The 17553-nt window shown below is 36.9% G+C and carries 19 protein-coding genes; 18 read left to right on the top strand and 1 reads right to left on the bottom strand.

From position 1 onward, the window contains the following. The first annotated feature begins 68 nt into the window (after positions 1 to 68). From lpdA to QLS97_RS07115, 4 genes are all read left to right on the top strand, one after another. Positions 69 to 1457 carry a dihydrolipoyl dehydrogenase gene (lpdA, locus tag QLS97_RS07130; protein ID WP_282715365.1) on the top strand — a complete coding sequence of 463 codons (1389 nt, stop codon included), beginning with the start codon at positions 69 to 71 and terminating at the stop codon, positions 1455 to 1457. Between the two features lie 255 nt (positions 1458 to 1712). After that, entirely contained in the window at positions 1713 to 2549 is an 837-nt protein-coding gene (locus tag QLS97_RS07125; RefSeq protein ID WP_282715363.1) for a serine O-acetyltransferase, read from the top strand. A gap of 3 nt (positions 2550 to 2552) precedes the next feature. Further along, complete coding sequence (gene cysK, locus QLS97_RS07120; RefSeq protein WP_282715361.1) at positions 2553 to 3470, top strand: cysteine synthase A; 918 nt, start codon at positions 2553 to 2555, stop codon at positions 3468 to 3470. A 409-nt stretch (positions 3471 to 3879) separates the two neighbouring features. After that, positions 3880 to 4587: a DUF2071 domain-containing protein gene (locus QLS97_RS07115; RefSeq protein ID WP_282715359.1), complete on the top strand. Its 708-nt coding sequence runs from the start codon at positions 3880 to 3882 to the stop codon at positions 4585 to 4587. 237 nt (positions 4588 to 4824) lie between these two features. Here the strand turns inward: QLS97_RS07115 and QLS97_RS07110 are convergent, their stop codons facing one another. After that, complete coding sequence (locus QLS97_RS07110) at positions 4825 to 5640, bottom strand: helix-turn-helix domain-containing protein (protein WP_282715357.1); 816 nt, start codon at positions 5638 to 5640, stop codon at positions 4825 to 4827. 120 nt (positions 5641 to 5760) lie between these two features. Between QLS97_RS07110 and QLS97_RS07105 the strand changes: the two genes are divergently transcribed. The 14 genes from QLS97_RS07105 (at position 5761) to QLS97_RS07040 (ending at position 17419) form a co-directional block, all read left to right on the top strand. Continuing rightward, a complete protein-coding gene (locus tag QLS97_RS07105; protein WP_282715355.1) occupies positions 5761 to 6333 on the top strand; it encodes a sugar O-acetyltransferase in 573 nt (190 codons plus the stop codon). Between the two features lies 1 nt (position 6334). Continuing rightward, a complete protein-coding gene (locus tag QLS97_RS07100) occupies positions 6335 to 6826 on the top strand; it encodes a cupin domain-containing protein (RefSeq protein WP_282715353.1) in 492 nt (163 codons plus the stop codon). Between the two features lie 15 nt (positions 6827 to 6841). Then, positions 6842 to 7888, top strand: coding sequence for an alpha/beta hydrolase (locus tag QLS97_RS07095; RefSeq protein WP_282715351.1), 1047 nt, complete (start codon positions 6842 to 6844; stop codon positions 7886 to 7888). Positions 7889 to 7895: 7 nt separating this feature from the next. Next, positions 7896 to 8360 (top strand): cyclophilin-like fold protein, encoded by a 465-nt coding sequence (locus QLS97_RS07090; protein ID WP_282715349.1) that lies wholly within the window; start codon positions 7896 to 7898, stop codon positions 8358 to 8360. A 179-nt stretch (positions 8361 to 8539) separates the two neighbouring features. Further along, positions 8540 to 9004: a hypothetical protein gene (locus QLS97_RS07085; protein WP_282715347.1), complete on the top strand. Its 465-nt coding sequence runs from the start codon at positions 8540 to 8542 to the stop codon at positions 9002 to 9004. A gap of 151 nt (positions 9005 to 9155) precedes the next feature. Beyond that, complete coding sequence (locus QLS97_RS07080; RefSeq protein WP_282715346.1) at positions 9156 to 9737, top strand: LOG family protein; 582 nt, start codon at positions 9156 to 9158, stop codon at positions 9735 to 9737. Positions 9738 to 9854: 117 nt separating this feature from the next. Continuing rightward, on the top strand, positions 9855 to 10346 hold the full coding sequence (locus QLS97_RS07075) for a DinB family protein (RefSeq protein WP_282715345.1): 492 nt from the start codon (positions 9855 to 9857) through the stop codon (positions 10344 to 10346). Between the two features lie 111 nt (positions 10347 to 10457). Continuing rightward, complete coding sequence (locus QLS97_RS07070; protein WP_282715343.1) at positions 10458 to 10904, top strand: endo-arabinase; 447 nt, start codon at positions 10458 to 10460, stop codon at positions 10902 to 10904. A gap of 437 nt (positions 10905 to 11341) precedes the next feature. Then, the gene (gene ppsA, locus QLS97_RS07065; RefSeq protein WP_282715341.1) at positions 11342 to 13762 is read left to right on the top strand and encodes a phosphoenolpyruvate synthase; all 2421 of its coding nucleotides are present in this window, start codon (positions 11342 to 11344) and stop codon (positions 13760 to 13762) included. A 12-nt stretch (positions 13763 to 13774) separates the two neighbouring features. Continuing rightward, a complete protein-coding gene (locus QLS97_RS07060; protein ID WP_282715339.1) occupies positions 13775 to 14530 on the top strand; it encodes an SDR family oxidoreductase in 756 nt (251 codons plus the stop codon). Positions 14531 to 14565: 35 nt separating this feature from the next. Continuing rightward, positions 14566 to 15036 (top strand): OsmC family protein, encoded by a 471-nt coding sequence (locus QLS97_RS07055; protein ID WP_282715337.1) that lies wholly within the window; start codon positions 14566 to 14568, stop codon positions 15034 to 15036. Between the two features lie 94 nt (positions 15037 to 15130). Next, on the top strand, positions 15131 to 16078 hold the full coding sequence (locus QLS97_RS07050; protein WP_282715335.1) for a thiamine pyrophosphate-dependent enzyme: 948 nt from the start codon (positions 15131 to 15133) through the stop codon (positions 16076 to 16078). A 66-nt stretch (positions 16079 to 16144) separates the two neighbouring features. Beyond that, positions 16145 to 16411 carry a zinc ribbon domain-containing protein gene (locus QLS97_RS07045; RefSeq protein ID WP_282715334.1) on the top strand — a complete coding sequence of 89 codons (267 nt, stop codon included), beginning with the start codon at positions 16145 to 16147 and terminating at the stop codon, positions 16409 to 16411. A gap of 9 nt (positions 16412 to 16420) precedes the next feature. Further along, complete coding sequence (locus tag QLS97_RS07040; protein ID WP_282715332.1) at positions 16421 to 17419, top strand: alpha-ketoacid dehydrogenase subunit beta; 999 nt, start codon at positions 16421 to 16423, stop codon at positions 17417 to 17419. The last annotated feature ends 134 nt before the right edge of the window (positions 17420 to 17553 follow it).

The following is a 17553-nucleotide window of genomic DNA, read 5'->3' as shown; positions in this document are numbered from 1 at the left end:
AGAAACACACAAAATGAAATGAGTTTTTAGGAATTCATTTTTACAAAAATTTAAATAAAAATAAAAAAATGAAATACGATATTATAGTTTTAGGAAGTGGTCCAGGTGGTTATGTTACAGCTATTAGAGCATCACAATTAGGCTTTAAAGTAGCCGTAATAGAAAAAGAAAACTTAGGCGGTGTATGCTTGAACTGGGGTTGTATCCCAACAAAAGCGTTACTAAAATCAGCTCAGGTTTTTGATTATCTTAAGCACGCTTCTGATTATGGATTGACTGTTTCATCATTTGACAAAGACTTCCCTGCTGTTGTACAACGCAGCCGTTCAGTAGCTGACGGAATGAGCAAAGGGGTTCAATTCTTGATGAAAAAAAATAAAATTGACGTGATTGATGGTTTTGGAAAACTAAAGCCAGGAAAAAAAGTTGATGTTACTGACAAAGACAATAAAGTTACTGAATACAGTGCTGATCATATCATTGTAGCTACTGGAGCACGTTCTCGTGAGTTGCCAAACTTGCCTCAAGATGGTGTAAAAGTGATTGGTTACAGACAAGCAATGACATTACCAACACAACCAAAATCAATGATTATTGTTGGTTCTGGAGCGATTGGTGTTGAATTTGCACATTTCTACAACTCAATGGGAACTGATGTAACTATTGTAGAATTTATGCCAAATGTAGTTCCTGTTGAAGACGAGGACATTTCGAAACAAATGGAACGTTCTTTGAAAAAAGCAGGTATCAAAATCATGACAAACTCATCTGTTGAGAGAATTGATACAACTGGAGCAGGTGTTAAAGCATTTGTGAAAACGGCTAAAGGAGAAGAAGTTCTGGAAGCAGAAATTTTACTTTCAGCTGTTGGAATCAAAACCAACATTGAAAACATCGGATTAGAAGAAGTAGGAATTGCTACTGACAAAGATAAAATTTTGGTAAATGCTTACAACCAAACGAACATTCCTGGTTATTACGCCATTGGTGATGTTACGCCAGGACAAGCATTGGCTCACGTAGCTTCTGCGGAAGGAATCAATTGTGTGGAGAAAATTGCAGGACTTCACGTAGAACCTATCGATTACGGAAACGTTCCGGGTTGTACGTATGCTACTCCAGAAATTGCTTCTGTAGGTTTGACTGAAAAACAAGCTAAAGAAAAAGGATACGAATTGAAAATTGGTAAATTCCCATTTTCAGCTTCAGGAAAAGCAAAAGCTGCCGGAACACCGGATGGTTTTGTAAAAGTAATTTTTGATGCTAAATACGGAGAATGGTTAGGATGTCACATGATTGGCGCCGGAGTTACGGATATGATTGCTGAGGCAGTTGTGGCGCGTAAACTGGAAACTACAGGACATGAAATCCTTAAATCAATTCACCCACACCCAACTATGAGCGAAGCAGTTATGGAAGCTGTAGCTGATGCGTATGGTGAGGTAATACATTTGTAAATAAATAATCATGTAACGTAGAGACGCACGAAAGTAGAGACGCACTGCAGTCTCTACAGAAAAATATAAAATCCGATTTGTGAAAGCAAATCGGATTTTTTTATGGAATCATTTCCAACACAAAGCATCCATTTTGTGGGAATTTAACATATTAACATTTATTTACAAAGCAGCGTTATGAACCTATTCAATTCTGCTTTATATTTGTATTTCAAGCCATTTTACTAATTCCATTCCGATTTTACCATACCATAAATGAATACTGAAACCAACCGTTTTTCGAATACACTGCATGAAAACCAAAACAAAAATTGGGTAAGAGCCATCGATTCTACCAAAATTATCAATTGGATTGATGATTTATTCAAAATATTATTCCCCGAGAAAGCTTTGGAAACCATTCAAATCGAATTGCTTTTGGATCAAAACAAAGCCAACTTTATTGCCATTCTTTCGGAGATTGTAAAAGACAAAACGGCCAATGAAATTCTGGATGACGCCGAATCTTTTTACACCACACTTCCGGACTTGTACCATTCGATGCAAAAAGATGCGCAAGCCATATTAGATACGGATCCAGCTGCTGATTGTATTCAGGAAATCATCAATTCCTATCCCGGTTTTTTTGCCATAGAAGTCTATCGCATTGCCAATGCCATTGCTTCCCGAACCTCGTGTCTGCTGCCGCGAATTCTTACCGAATATGCGCATAGCAAAACCGGAATTGACATTCACCCAAGTGCCACCATCGACGTTCCGTTTATGATTGATCATGGTACCGGAATTGTCATTGGCGAAACCACAACCATAGGAAAACACGTGAGTATTTATCAAGGAGTTACTTTGGGAGCGTTGCAAGTCGAGAAAAACATGCAGGAAAAAAAACGCCATCCTACCGTAGAAGACCATGTTATTATTTATGCCAATGCCACCATTTTGGGCGGAAGCACCATCATAGGAAATCATAGTATTGTGGGTGGAAATACGTTTATTACCAAGAGTGTTAATCCGTATTCGTTTGTCATGCAATCCAATAAAAACACCGTTTTGAATCAGCAGGAAACAAAAGATATTAATTTTTTCTCCATATAAATTATGACAAAATACAACAACATACTAGAAACAATAGGCAACACGCCACATGTAAAAATAAATCGTTTGTTTGGTGCCAACCACAATGTCTGGATCAAACTGGAACGTGCCAATCCCGGAGCCAGCATCAAGGACAGAATCGCTCTTGCGATGATTGAAGATGCCGAAGCAAAAGGATTACTGAAAGCAGGAGGCACCATTATTGAAGCCACATCCGGAAATACAGGAATTGGACTAGCAATGGTTGCTGCCGTAAAAGGCTATAAATTAATACTGGTGATGCCAGAATCCATGTCGATAGAAAGACGCCGACTCATGAGCCTTTATGGTGCCGAATTTGTCTTGACGCCCCGTGAAAAAGGAATGAAAGGCGCGCTGGAAAAAGCACAGGAATTAGTAAGCGAAATACCTAATGCTTGGTCACCGCTTCAATTTGAGAATCCTGCCAATATTGAAATTCATAAAACAACCACCGCTCAGGAAATCATAAAAGCATTCCCTGACGGACTGGATTATTTGATAACCGGCGTAGGAACCGGCGGTCACATCACAGGTTGTGCCGAAATATTGAAACAACATTTCCCCAACCTGAAAGTATACGCCGTAGAACCCGAAGCTTCACCAGTAATCAGTGGTGGCGCACCGGCTCCCCACCCTATTCAAGGAATTGGAGCAGGATTTATCCCTACCAACCTGCACACTGATCTATTGGACGGAACCATCCAAGTGAGCAAAGACGAAGCATTTGCCTATACTCAAAGAGCCGCCAAAGAAGAAGGCATGTTCATAGGAATATCCTCTGGAGCATCCCTTGCTGCCGTGGCCAAAAAACTCCCAGAAATTCCTGAAAATGCCAAAGTCTTAACTTTTTGCTACGACACCGGCGAACATTATTTAAGCATCGAAGGCTTATTTGTATAAACGGAAATCCCTTTAAATACGAACCGATTTGTGAAAACAAGTCGGTTTTTTTTGTGCTTTTTTTGGGCGTGTCCTTGTTGTTGCACTTCGTATAAATTACTTTGTTTAGTCCTACAACAAGGTCAGGCTGTTTGTTTCCGCTTTTATTATTTTACCCTTCGGGATAAAACAATAAAGAGCTCCACTTCCATCCTTCACGCAAAAGGTGCTAAATAGATGCTCTTGTAAGTACAAAAGTATTCAACAAATTAAAAGCCCTTTTGATGATTTGTAAGATAATAATTAAAGTGTATATTTGACAGTAATACGCTACTCAGTAGCGCCTATCCACCCAAAATAAGATGTATATGCGCTACTTTGTAGCGCATATATACAAGTTATAGCCAATGGTTCAAAAACCGAAACAACAATGAAAATCCCGACAATACACGGATATATCGACAGAAGAATTTTAATCAACTTCACAGCTGACCCAAAATCGGTGGAGAAAATTATTCCGTTTCCTTTTAGACCAAAACTATACAAAGACAAAGCTATCGTTGGAATTTGCTTAATCAGACTAAAAAACATAAAACCCAAAGGGTTTCCTGATTTTATTGGTGTAAACTCTGAAAATGGTGCTCACAGAATTGCGGTCGAATGGGACGAAAACGGTGAGACAAAATCAGGAGTTTATATTCCTCGCAGAGACACTTCTTTAAAATTAAACACGTTAGTTGGCGGGCGAATATTTCCAGGCAAACACTATTATGCAAAATTTAATGTAGCTGAAAAAAACGGAAATTATCATATCGACTTTAAAAGTTCAGACGACACCGAAATATTAATTGACGCTACGGAAACAAAGCTATTTAGCGATAAATCAATTTTTGAAACATTAAATAACGCTTCAGACTTTTTTGAAAATGGTGACCTTGGATATTCACCAAACAAAGACAAATTTGATGGTCTAAGACTGAATGCATATAAATGGGAAGTTAGACCGCTTGATGTTTCAAAAGTAAAATCAAGCTTTTTTGAAAATGAAGAAATTTTTCCTAATGGCTCGGTGACTTTTGACAACGCATTGCTTATGACAAACATTGAACACGAATGGAAAAGCGAAACGGACAAATAACCACTGGCTATAACAGCTACTACAACGGATTTTGGCAATAGGTTTAATGGAAAGTTGGTTTTGTATTTGGAATGATTTGGCAAATCCGAAAATAGGGCTTAATTTAGTCCCAAACCCGCTGTAGTACCAGAACGTTAGGAGCAAGCGTAAAACGACACACTTCTGCACCTGACCAGAACTGCTTGACACCGAAAAAATAAAACCCCAACGCACTAAAAAGTTATGTTATAAACTTTTTCATATTCGTTCCCGATATTCTTTCGGAGTTACTCCAAGCAATTTTTTCACATAGCGAGTAAAAAACGAACGGCTCGAAAAATCCATTTCATCGGCAATTTCGGAAATATTTAGGTTCTTATTTTGCAACAGGAGTATTATCCGCTCTTTCGCATTACGCTGTATCCATTCAGAAGCAGTTATTCGGGTATTGACCTTGCAAATATAATTGAGATATTTAGGTGTGATGTTCAGCTTATCGCTGTAAAATTGCACTTCTCGTTCTTTCAAACAGTGTTCCTGTACTAATGACAAAAACCGTTCGTATAATGTTCCGCTTTGTAAACTTCGTTTTCGTCTGTCGAGTTCATCTTCAAAAATGTGCCACATTTCCAGAAGAAAAAGTTGCATTTGGAGTCTCAACATTTCTTCGTAAAATCGATGGTTTGTTTCTTGCGACTTATCGTAAAGCAGCTGAAAATTTTTTAAGATTTTATCTTTGTCTTCTTTATCAGGATGCAAAATCGGATTTTCTTTGGAGTGTATAACGCTATCTATACTCGCATTTGCACTCGGTAAATTTGTTGTCAATAAATCCCTGTCCACAAACAACATTGTTGCTTTAAAATTCTTTGAAAAAGACAAGTCCGAAACTTTAAAACCTGCCAACCAAAAGATAAATTCCCCTTTTTTACTTTGATATTGCTGACCATTGAAGATAAATTTCACACTTCCACTTTGACAATAAATATGCGTATGAAACCGAGTTTGAAAATCTTCGGGAAATTGAGCCGTTGATGCCGTTTTATAAAGGATAACTTTTTGTTTTTCTGGCATATTCATTTAAATAAAGAAACCTTAAACAAAGATAAGTAATATTTGACATTAATTGAGCCATAAATGTAACATAACACTTTTAAAATGCTTTTAACTTTGTAGTATAAAGTAAGTAAGGCAATGAAGACAATAGATATTTTTGAACGGCTACGCAATGGAGAAACCATTTTACCTAACGACCCAGATGGTTATAAAATGCGTGAAGCATCTTTTGCCACAAAAAAGCTTGTAATTCAAATGAATAATGCAACTGAACCCGAAGAAATCAGAAGCTTTTTAAGTCAAATTACAGGAACAGAAATTGACGAGAGCGTTACCGTATTTACTCCGTTGCACATCAATTACGGAAAGCATACCAAAATCGGCAAAAATGTATTCATCAACTTCGATTGTGTGTTTTTGGATTTAGGCGGAATTACAATAGAAGACAACGTGTTAATTGCTCCGAAAGTGAGTTTATTAACCGAAGGACATCCCACCGCAATAGAAGACCGACATTCTTTAATTCCAAAACCTATTCACATCAAAAAAAATGCTTGGATTGGTGCAAATGCAACCATTTTACAAGGCGTAACTATTGGTGAAAATGCAATCGTAGCAGCAGGTTCGGTGGTTTCAAAAGATGTTCCCGACAATACCATCGTGGGTGGAACTCCTGCAAAAATTATTAAAGAAATCAATTCAACTAATTAATATGAAAATTGTACAAATCACACTGGCAATCATCACATCGGCGATGTTATTGTCTTGCAATCAAAACAAAGAAAAAATGGAAAATACAAAACAGGAATTGGAAGCTATTTTTCCGAAAGGAGAATTAGGCTCAAAAGATCTATTCACAGGAAATGCATACTTTATTGGTCTGGTAGATGCAGACAGCACATTCACAACAGCCATTGGTAATGTGTATTTCGAACCAGGAGCAAGAAGCAATTGGCACAGTCATCCTGCCGGTCAAATTTTGATCATAACAGACGGAATTGGTTACCATCAAATAGAAGGAAAACCTATTGAAATCATAAAAAAAGGCGATGTAATAAAATGTCCGCCCAACGTAAGACATTGGCACGGAGCAAGTGCTGATGTGGGTTTACAGCAATTGTACATTATTCCCAATACCGAAAAAGGCATTGTGGAATGGAAAGAAGCAGTAACAGATGAACAATATTCTGCAAATAAAAAATAATTAAAAAAAATTAAGATGAAAAATAAAATAATAATCGCAATTGCATTTCTAATGACTGTCGGGCAAACATTTGCACAAAACCGAAAGTCGAAATCAGAAAAAATGGAAACAACAGAATACTATACTTTTAAATTAAGCGATAAAGTAACCCGTCAAAAAGTAAGCTTCAAAAATCGTTATGGCATTACACTTTCAGGCGATTTATACCTTCCAAAAAATGCAGGAACTGAAAAATTAGCTGCTTTGGCAATCAGCGGACCTTTCGGAGCGGTAAAAGAACAATCATCTGGCTTGTATGCCAATCAAATGGCAGAACGTGGTTTTGCAGTGGTGGCATTCGACCCATCTTACACAGGCGAAAGCGGCGGCGAACCTCGTAATATTGCTTCATCTGACATCAACACAGAAGATTTTAGTGCTGCAGTTGATTTTTTAGGACTTCAAAAAAATGTGGACAGAAATAAAATCGGTATCATTGGGATTTGTGGTTTTGGTGGTTTTGCATTGAACGCTGTTGCGGTTGATAAAAGAGTGAAAGCCGTTGCTACAACAAGTATGTACGATATTCCGAGAGTGAATGCAAACGGATACAATGATAAAGTAACCATTGCAGAACGCACAAAAACGTTAGAAACATTGAGCTTACAGCGATGGGAAGATGCCGAAAACGGAAAACCAAAGTACGGTGCTCAACCAAATCCTGATAAATTAAACGGAGATGAACCACAATTCATCAAAGAATATTTTGATTATTATAAAACGCCACGTGGTTTTCATTCTCGTTCTATCAATTCAAATGGAGCTTGGGCAAATACTTCTGCCATTGGATTGACGAATATGCAAATTTTAGCGCATCTGAAAGAAATCTCACCAAGACCAATGCTGTTAATTGCTGGCGAAAATGCGCATTCACGATATATGAGCGAAGACATCTATAATTTGGCAGCCAAACCCAAAGAATTAATGATTATACCAAACGCCGTTCACGTTGATTTGTATGATAAGGTGGATGTAATTCCTTTTGATAAATTAGAAGATTTTTTCAAGAAAAATTTAAAATAAAACCAATATGAAACAATCGTTTTTCATACTATTAACATTGATGTCGTTTCTTGTGAGTAGTGCAACTTCTTGCAATAAAGACGATGACAATATTAACATAGAAAACAACAAACCTATGGCAAATGAAAAAATCAAAATAACGGTCAATTCTCAAACGTTTACTGCTATGCTTTTGGACAATAATTCCGCAAAAGCCTTTAAGCAAATGTTGCCTTTAACTATAAATATGACGGAGCTAAACGGCAACGAAAAGTTTTATGATTTTCCAAATAGTCTTCCGACAAATTCTTCCAATCCCGGAATAATAAAAAATGGCAACTTAATGCTTTACGGCTCAAAAACTTTAGTACTTTTCTACCAATCTTTTTCAACCTCATACAGCTACACAAAACTGGGAACAATAGATGATGCAACAGGATTAGCATCTGCCTTAGGTTCGGGAAATGCAACGGTTACTTTTGAATTGAAGTAACGAGAAAGATGTAAGCTACAAGAACCATAGCCTATAACAGCGGTTTTGCAATGTTGGGGCTGAAGTGCTTAATTGAACATTTGTGCGTATATTTGGCATTGGTGTTTAATTGAGCATTTGTGCTTTTAGTTTCAAACCAGCTTTAGTAACGGAACGTTGTAACCATTTTTTTTGAGCGAATGAGTTTAGAAGTACCAATCATTATTCTGATACTTGGAATTTTAATTTATTTTGGATTGAAGTGGATTCTGAAAAAATACATTAAAGATTCGAAAAGTAGAACAAGAATATCAATTATTGGAGCAATTTTTTTAGCACCGGTTTCATATTTGATTCTTGTAATCGCATTCTTTAGTTTTTTGTTTTATGAACCGCAATATGATTTTGACGAACAAAAATGGTTTGCTGATAAAAATGGCAGATTTGAAATGCGTGACGATATAGTAGAAAGCGAGATATTGAAGAATAAAAATAAAACTCAAATAGTCAAGCTTATCGGAAAACCAGACACCAAAACTTCAGATGTTTGGACGTATGACTTAGGTATGTCTGGTGCAAGATTTGGTTGGCAATTCAATAGTTTAAAGTTGACTTTTAAAAATGGAAAGGTTTCTGAAGTAAATAAAATAGAAATTGTTGATTAATAAAAAAACTGGTTATAACAGCGATTTAGCGCAATAGCTTGAGCAGTTTTTTCCTTCAATAAAAGCTATGAATTCCATTTTAGGCTATGTTTATAATTGGCTAAAATTAGTCTTCCTACAAACTATCAAATAAATAAGAAACATTTTATACATGAAAAGAATTACTGTCTTTTGTGGATCCAGTTTTGGAAACGAAAAAAATTATGAAATTCAAGCTTTCAAACTTGGACAAATAATGGCCGAAAATAATTATGAATTAGTGTACGGGGGCGCAAAAGTAGGTCTTATGGGAAGTGTTGCAGATGGCGTCTTAAATCATAACGGAAAAGTATTTGGTGTTTTGCCAAGTTTTCTGATGAGCAAAGAAATCGCACACGATAGATTGACTGAATTATTCATTGTGGAAAGCATGCATGAGAGAAAAACCAAAATGAATGAACTTAGCGATGGCATAATTGCTTTGCCTGGCGGATTTGGAACTCTGGAAGAATTTTTCGAAATGCTGACTTGGGCGCAACTTGGACTGCATAAAAAGCCAATCGGAATTTTGAATGTCGATGGCTTTTATGATTTGCTGCTGGAATTTGTTGCAAACATGGTCGATAAAGGTTTTCTAAAACCAACCAATCAGCAAATGATACTGGTAAGTGATAATGCGGCAGATTTACTTGACAAAATGGAAAATTATGTCGCTCCCGAAGTTGGAAAATGGATTAAAAAAGGAAATGAATAATTAAGAGGCAAACAACTTTAATTGTTTCGCTTTTATAAAAAAAGCTGTTATTCTACTTTAGGTCTCTGTTTAATATTTCTCATAAATTATGCCGCCGTATTCAAACTAAGTCTACAGATGAACGATAAAAACAATCAAAACGCGGTTAGTGCATTATTAGCCGAATATGAAAAAGCAATCATAGAATTGCAGTACGTAATTCAAGAAATTTCCCAAGATGACCTAATATTTACAGTAGATCAAGAGACCAAAAATCCTGATTGTAAATCCATTCAAACGATACTTTCCCATGTGGTGAGTTCAGGATATTCCTATTGTGTTTACATTCTGAATTTTAAAAACAAAAATAGCATCCGTCCCGAAAAAGTAAATCGGAGTTCTATTGTTGACTATATAAATGATTTAGATAACGTTCTAAAATTCACACAGGAAACATTTGCAATTATTGAGGATGATGCACTTGAAGAATGTGAGGCATCAAAGAAAATTAGGACTTCTTGGGGACAACTTTACGACATAGAACAATTAATGGAACATGCAATAGTTCATATTTTACGCCACAGGAGACAAATTCAAAAGTTCAAAACCACAATTAAACAACTGCACTAAACTGCAAACAACTGAACAGTAGTTTGTTTTTATGTTATAAAATAATATATTTACTCTAATTAGCATTAAAACGAGCAAGACGATTAATCAAAACCAAAAAACACGAACAATATGAAGTGGACAGCATCTTTTTTTCTTATCCTAATTATCAACATGGCAAGTTACAGCCAGAAGATTGATGAAGCTGCAGTTATAAAAAAACTACTTGAAAAAGAGTCCGCAACATGGAGAGCTGCCGATAGTAAAGGTCATACGGAGTGCTGGCACATTCAACCGTACAGCCGAATATTAATTTCGACTGCAGACGGAGTTACACTGGATATTCCGCCAACTGCTATGATTAACACAAATCCTAACGCTATGGGCAATGGTGGTTTCTCTGTAAATACAAACTATAAAATGAGTATTAATGGGAATAGTGCGTGGGTAAGCCATGACGAAGAATCAACTGCTAAGGATGGTAAAAAAACCTTCTCCTATGAAATTCGATTATTAGAAAAAATAAAAGGACAATGGAAATTAGTGGGGCAATCCATCCACTTGTATAATCCAAAATAATCTTCTACACTTCATCTGCAAGGAATTATCACTCTGTTTAGTATCCACTAAATAGAAATCGTTATGTGTGGATAATTCAATAAAGATTTAAATTTTAATCCAAAACAGCACCATTCTGCACTGAGTTCCAACTTGCATTACCTGAAACGAAATAAAAACACAAATAGCTGTTTACTAAATACTTAAAATAAAAAATATCAAAAAAAAAGTATTTTTTTGTACCAATAAAATAATTATTTGTTTAAATTTACAGTATTGGTTTAAACAGGCAGGAACACCTACTACCTCATCTTTTAAACTTGATATGTAAATTTCAAACCTACTTCAGCATTACAAAATTTACTATCCTATTAACTAAAAATCCGCCCCAGTAATTTTCTATTGTTTATAATCTAGCATACCGATAATGGTCTGTTTATACTAAAAAAACATACGAAATGGGGAAGTACAAATACATACTGTTTTTTGACCAAATTGGTATTGATGCCATTGGTAAAGTTGGTGGCAAAAACGCTTCTTTAGGCGAAATGTACAATCAGCTTAATCCAATAGGGATTAGTATTCCTAATGGATTTGCAGTTACTGCTGAAGGATATCGCCTTTTCAGGAAAATGAATAATCTGGAGAAACCATTGACAGATTTATTGTTTTCATTAGATACAGAACACTATTCCAATCTTTCTTCTATTGGAGAAAAAGCCAGAAACCTTATTTTAACTGCTGCTATTCCAGACGAAATTCGGGATGAAATTTACGCTGCCTACCTATCCCTTAGCAAACAATGCAACAGCAATACCCTTGATGTGGCCGTGCGAAGCAGTGCTACGTCCGAAGATTTACCAACAGCGAGTTTTGCAGGACAAATGCAATCGTTTTTAAATATCAACGGTGATGTGCAATTATTGGATGCCGTTCACCGCTGTTTTGTATCCTTATTTACAGATCGAGCCATCAAATACCGTCATGACATGGGTTTTGCCGCATTAGACATTGCCATTTCTGTTGGCGTACAGCAAATGGTTCGAAGCGATAAAGCATCGTCAGGAGTTGCGTTTACCATAGATCCTGACAGCGGTTTCGAAAACACCATCATCATCAATGGGTGTTGGGGTTTGGGCGAAAATATTGTTCAAGGAACCGTGACTCCTGATGAATGGATGGTCTTTAAACCTACTTTAGAAAATCAGGATTTGAATCCCATTCTGAAAAGACAGTGCGGAAGAAAAGAATTCACGATGATTTATGCTGAAAAATCAGAAAGTTCATCGGCAGAAAACACCATAGTGAATACCGATACTTCTTTCGAAAAACAAAATCAGTTTTCGCTCAATGATAAAGAAGTCGTTCAACTCTCCCAATGGTGTTCTAAAATTGAAAAACATTATAAAAAACCAATGGATATTGAATGGGCAAAAGACGGTTTGAACAACCAACTCTATATTGTTCAGGCTCGTCCCGAAACGGTTCATGGAAAAGCGAATAAACAAGTTCGGGAAATTTACAAACTCATAGAAAAAAGTACTCTTTTGACGCAAGGAATTGCACTTGGCGATAAAATTGCTTCCGGAAAAGCGCGTATTCTAAACAGTCCGCAAGAAGGGAATTTATTGCAAAATGGAGAAATTATAGTAACGGATTTGACTAATCCGGATTGGGATCCTATTATGAAAAGAGCTTCGGCAATTATCACCAATAAAGGCGGACGCACCAGCCATGCCGCGATTGTTGCTCGAGAATTAGGAACTGTTGCGGTTGTAGGCTGCGGAGATGCCACTTCTGTAATAAAAAATGGTCAGGAAATTACCGTTTCCTGTGCCGAAGGCAAAGAAGGAAATATTTACGAAGGAAAATTGAAATGGGAAGTATCAAAACAGGATTTCAGCAAACTTGAAATGCCAAAAACAGCTCCCATGCTTATTCTTGCTGATCCGGAAAGAGCTTTTGAATTAAGCCATTATCCCAATCAGGGCGTGGGTTTGATGCGAATGGAATTTGCCATTTCGAATACTATCAAAATTCATCCGTTGGCGCTGTGCGAACCTGAAAAAATAACAGATGAGAAGATTATCGCCGAAATAGCGGCATTAACGAAAGGCTATGAAGATCCTAAAAATTATTTCATTGATAAACTGGCTGAAGCTGTAGCAATTGTTGCCGCCGCTTTTTATCCAAAAGAGGTTATTGTTCGAATGAGTGATTTTAAAAGTAACGAATATGCCAACCTCATCGGAGGGAAATATTACGAGCCAGATGAGGAAAATCCCATGATTGGTTTCCGTGGTGCCTCGCGTTATTACAGTGATTTTTATCGAAAAGGGTTTGCTTTAGAATGCGAAGCCATGAAAAAAGTACGAAACGAAATGGGACTGCACAATGTAAAACTGATGATTCCTTTTTGCAGAACCGTTGAAGAAGGTGAAAATGTACTTACCGAAATGTCTAAAAACGGATTGGTGCAAGGCATCAACGGATTACAGGTATATGTCATGATTGAGATTCCGAGTAATGTATTAATGGCCGATGAATTTGCAAAACTCTTTGACGGATTTTCTATTGGTTCCAATGATTTAACTCAACTCACATTAGGTTTAGACCGCGATTCCGCACTGGTAAGTTATTTGTTCAGCGAAGAAAATCCTGCTGTCAAATCTTTAATTAAAGAAACGATTCGGGTTGCCAAACGTTTTGAAATAAAAGTGGGATTGTGCGGACAAGCTCCGAGCGATCTCCCTCAATTTGCCAAATTTTTAGTGAACGAAGGCATTGACAGTATCTCGTTTAATCCAGATGCTCTAATAAAAGGAATTGAAAATATTTTGGAAGCAGAAAAGAAAACAAAAAGAAAAATTCTAATGTAAATCGATTTAATTATGGAAGCAACATTCAAAAATAAAGTAGCCATCGTGACGGGTGGTTCCTCTGGAATTGGTAAATCTACTGCCTTGGCTTTCGCCCAAAAGGGAGCTAAAGTAGTTGTCGTGGATTGGATAGAAAACAGCGAAACAATGAATCTCATTAAGGATTTAGGTGCCGAAACCATTTTTATCAAATGCGATGTATCAAAAACTGAAGACGTAAAAGCTATGGTTGAAAAAACTATTGAAACTTTTGGCCGTTTGGATTATGCTTATAATAATGCCGGCGTTGAAGGAAAATCTGCTGTTACACAAGATTGCACCGAAGAAAACTGGGATCTAACTATAGGTATCAATCTAAAAGGAATTTGGCTTTGCATGAAATATGAGATTCCCGAAATAGTAAAACAAGGCAAAGGAGCAATTGTAAACTGTGCTTCTGTAGCCGGATTGGTTGGATTCGCTGGTTTACCTGCTTATGTAGCCTCCAAACACGGCGTCATTGGATTATCAAAAACAGCAGCTTTAGAATGTTCTAAACTAGGAATCAGAATAAATGTTGTTTGCCCCGGCGTTATACAAACACCTATGATTGATCGACTTACCGGAAAAACGAAAGAAGCAATAGAACAATTTACAGGTTTAGAGCCAATTGGACGTTTTGGCAAACCCGAAGAAATAGCCAACGCAGTAGTATGGATGTGCTCTGACGAAGCTTCTTTTGTAACTGGACATGCAATGGCAGTAGACGGCGGATTTGTCGCACAATAATTTTTGAGTATTAATACCACTAAAAAATGTATAGGATGTATACTTACGAAGTAAATCTAAAATGGTCAGACAAAAGGAAAGGGATGTTAAGTTCCCCTGTTCTGCCTCAAAATATTGAAGTTGCGACACCTCCTGAGTTCCCGAAAGGCATGGAGAAAATTTGGTCTCCTGAGCATCTCTTTGTTGCAGCGATAAACAGTTGTCTGCTAACTACTTTTCTATCGATTGCCGAAAATTCGAGACTGCAGTTTATAAGCTTTGAAAGTAAATCGACCTGTAATGTTGATAAAATTAACGGAAAACATACTATAACCGAAATCATTCTACAACCAAAACTCGTCATCCATTATTCCCAAAAACCGGAGCGGGCAAAACATATTTTGGAGATGAGTGAAAAGGCCTGCTTAATTTCAAATGCCATAAAAATAACCATTCGTTTAGAGCCAGAAATAATCATTGAGTATAATCTTGTTCCGCTTGGCAATTCCTTCAAGAATAGTATTTAGAAACTATTTTCGAAAAAACATAAAGCTATACTGACCAGCATTCTATAGTACAACATTAAATAACGAGTTAAAAATTGATTCAAAAAAGACAATCATGGATGCAAAAAAAGGACTTTTACTTTTGTATCAAATGCTGCTCATGCGACGATTTGAAGAGAAAGCTGCCGAATTATATACTAAAGCCAAAATCAGGGGATTCCATCATTTATATATTGGTGAAGAAGCCACCGCCGTAGGTGTAATACAGACTTTAACCGATGATGACATTGTGTTAAGTACCTATAGGGAGCATGGTCATGCTTTGGCACGAGGTATTGATCCTGATTTAATCATGGCAGAAATGTATGGCAAACTGGAAGGCTGCAGCCGAGGTCGAGGTGGCGCAATGCACCTTTTTGATAGCTCAAAAAAATTTTACGGAAGTAATGCTGTAGTAAGTGGCAATCTATCAATAGCCGTTGGAATGGCATTAGCATCCAAAAGACAAAAGAAAAACAATATTATCTGTTGCTTTTTTAGTGAAGATGATATTGCCAAATGTGAATTTCAGGAAGCGCTGAACTTAGCAGCACTTTGGAAAGTTCCTGTTTTATTTGTTTGTGAAAACAATCTGTATGCTACTGGTAAGGCTGTCCGGTATTCGCACACTGCAACAGAATTAGAAAAAAAAGGGATTGCATCTTCTTCCGTAGATGGTATGAATTTAATAAAAGTAATGCAGGCGGCCCACGCGGTTGTAGGAAAAATAAAAAGTACAGGAAAACCCTATTTACTGATTTGTAACACGTATCGTTTTAGAGCATACTCTCTATTTGATGTCGAATTATACCGTGCCAAAAAGAAAGTCGAGGAATGGAAAAGACGAGATCCTATTCCGCAATTTGAGCAGTTTCTTTTGCAACAGCAATGGATTACCGAAAATGAAATTGCAGCTTTTGAAAACAAAATAAAAACAAAAATCCAGAAAGCATTAGATTTTGCAGAAGAAGGTGCTCGGGAACCATTAATGCAACTGACAAAATTTGTTTACTCCGAGATTTGAATTATAAACATTAAAATCAAAAACACCATGAAAAACTTTACACTAAACTCATTAAAACAAAACAGTATGGAAGACATATTATTTTGTCAAAGTTGCGGGATGCCACTTAATTCGGATAAACTAAAAGGAACCGAAAATAACGGTATTAAAAGCAATGACTATTGCAAGTATTGTTATGTAAACAGTGATTTTAAAAATCCAGAAATGAACCTGGATGACATGAAAAATGTTGTACAAACCTATATGGAAAAAAGAAAACTTCCCAGTTATATGATTCAAAAGGCCGTTAATATTTTGCCTGCATTAAAACGTTGGAAAAGCAAACAACAATAATTGCAACCCATGAAAAACAGCATGACTACACTATCCATAACCTATCGAGAGGCTTTGAATCAAGGTCTTCGCGAAGCATTGCAAAATGATGAACGCGTCTTTTTGATGGGTGAAGATGTGGGTCGCTACGGAGGTGCTTTTGCGGTAAGCAAAGGATTATTACAGGAGTTTGGAGAAGACCGTATTATGGATGTCCCGCTTTTGGAAGCTGGTTTTGTGGGAGCCGGAATTGGAGCAGCAATGGCAGGAATGAAACCTATTATTGAAATAATGACAGTCAATTTCAGTTTATTCGCAATGGATCAAATCGTGAATAATGCGGCCACATTACAGCACATGTCCGGTGGACAATTGAATGTACCACTAATTATACGAATGGGAAGCGGTATTGGACGCCAGTTAGGAACACAACATTCGCATAGTTGGGAACCCTTTTATGCACATATTCCAGGATTAATTGTCCTTTCAGTGGGGACACATGAGGATGCGAGAAGTATGCTGCATGCTGCCCTGCAAAGTCATGATCCCGTGCTCTTGTTTGAATACACGATGCTGCTTAATCTAGAAAAAGAGATTGCAACTGATTTACCAATTGCCTCTCTCTCTAAAGCTAAAGTGTTACGAGAGGGAAAAGATATTTCGATTATCACCTACGGAACCGGAGTGTATAAAAGTTTAGAGGCTGCTGCCGAATTAGCTTCCGTTGGGATTGATGCTGAAGTCATTGATTTACGAGTTTTACGACCATTGGATGAATCTACTTTCTTGACTTCGATAGCCAAAACGCATCGGGTATTAATAGTCGAAGATGCTTGGCGTTCCGTGAGTATTTCCTCGGAAGTAAGCGCCCGGATTATGGAAAACGGATTTTATAATTTGGATGCTCCGGTACAACGATTGTGTGGCATTGAAGTCCCTATTCCCTACCCTGTACACTTGGAAGAAGCTGCCATTCCTCAAAAAATTGATATTATAAGTACGGTAAAAAAGATGATTTATAGGAATTGATTTTTTTAAGTTGAATTACTGATTAAAAAGAATTTAGCTTCTTTAAATTTAAAATAAGAATTGAAATTCCTGAAACAGGTCTGTAGAAAATTCACTACCTTAACATGTATTATTTTAGAAATGAAAAACAGCAA

Origin of the sequence: Flavobacterium yafengii (assembly GCF_030010375.1) — a bacterium.
In the GTDB taxonomy this organism is placed as follows: Bacteria; Bacteroidota; Bacteroidia; order Flavobacteriales; family Flavobacteriaceae; genus Flavobacterium; species Flavobacterium yafengii.
Note: the sequence above shows the minus strand (reverse complement) of the source record. Positions and strands in the feature narration are given on the sequence as shown.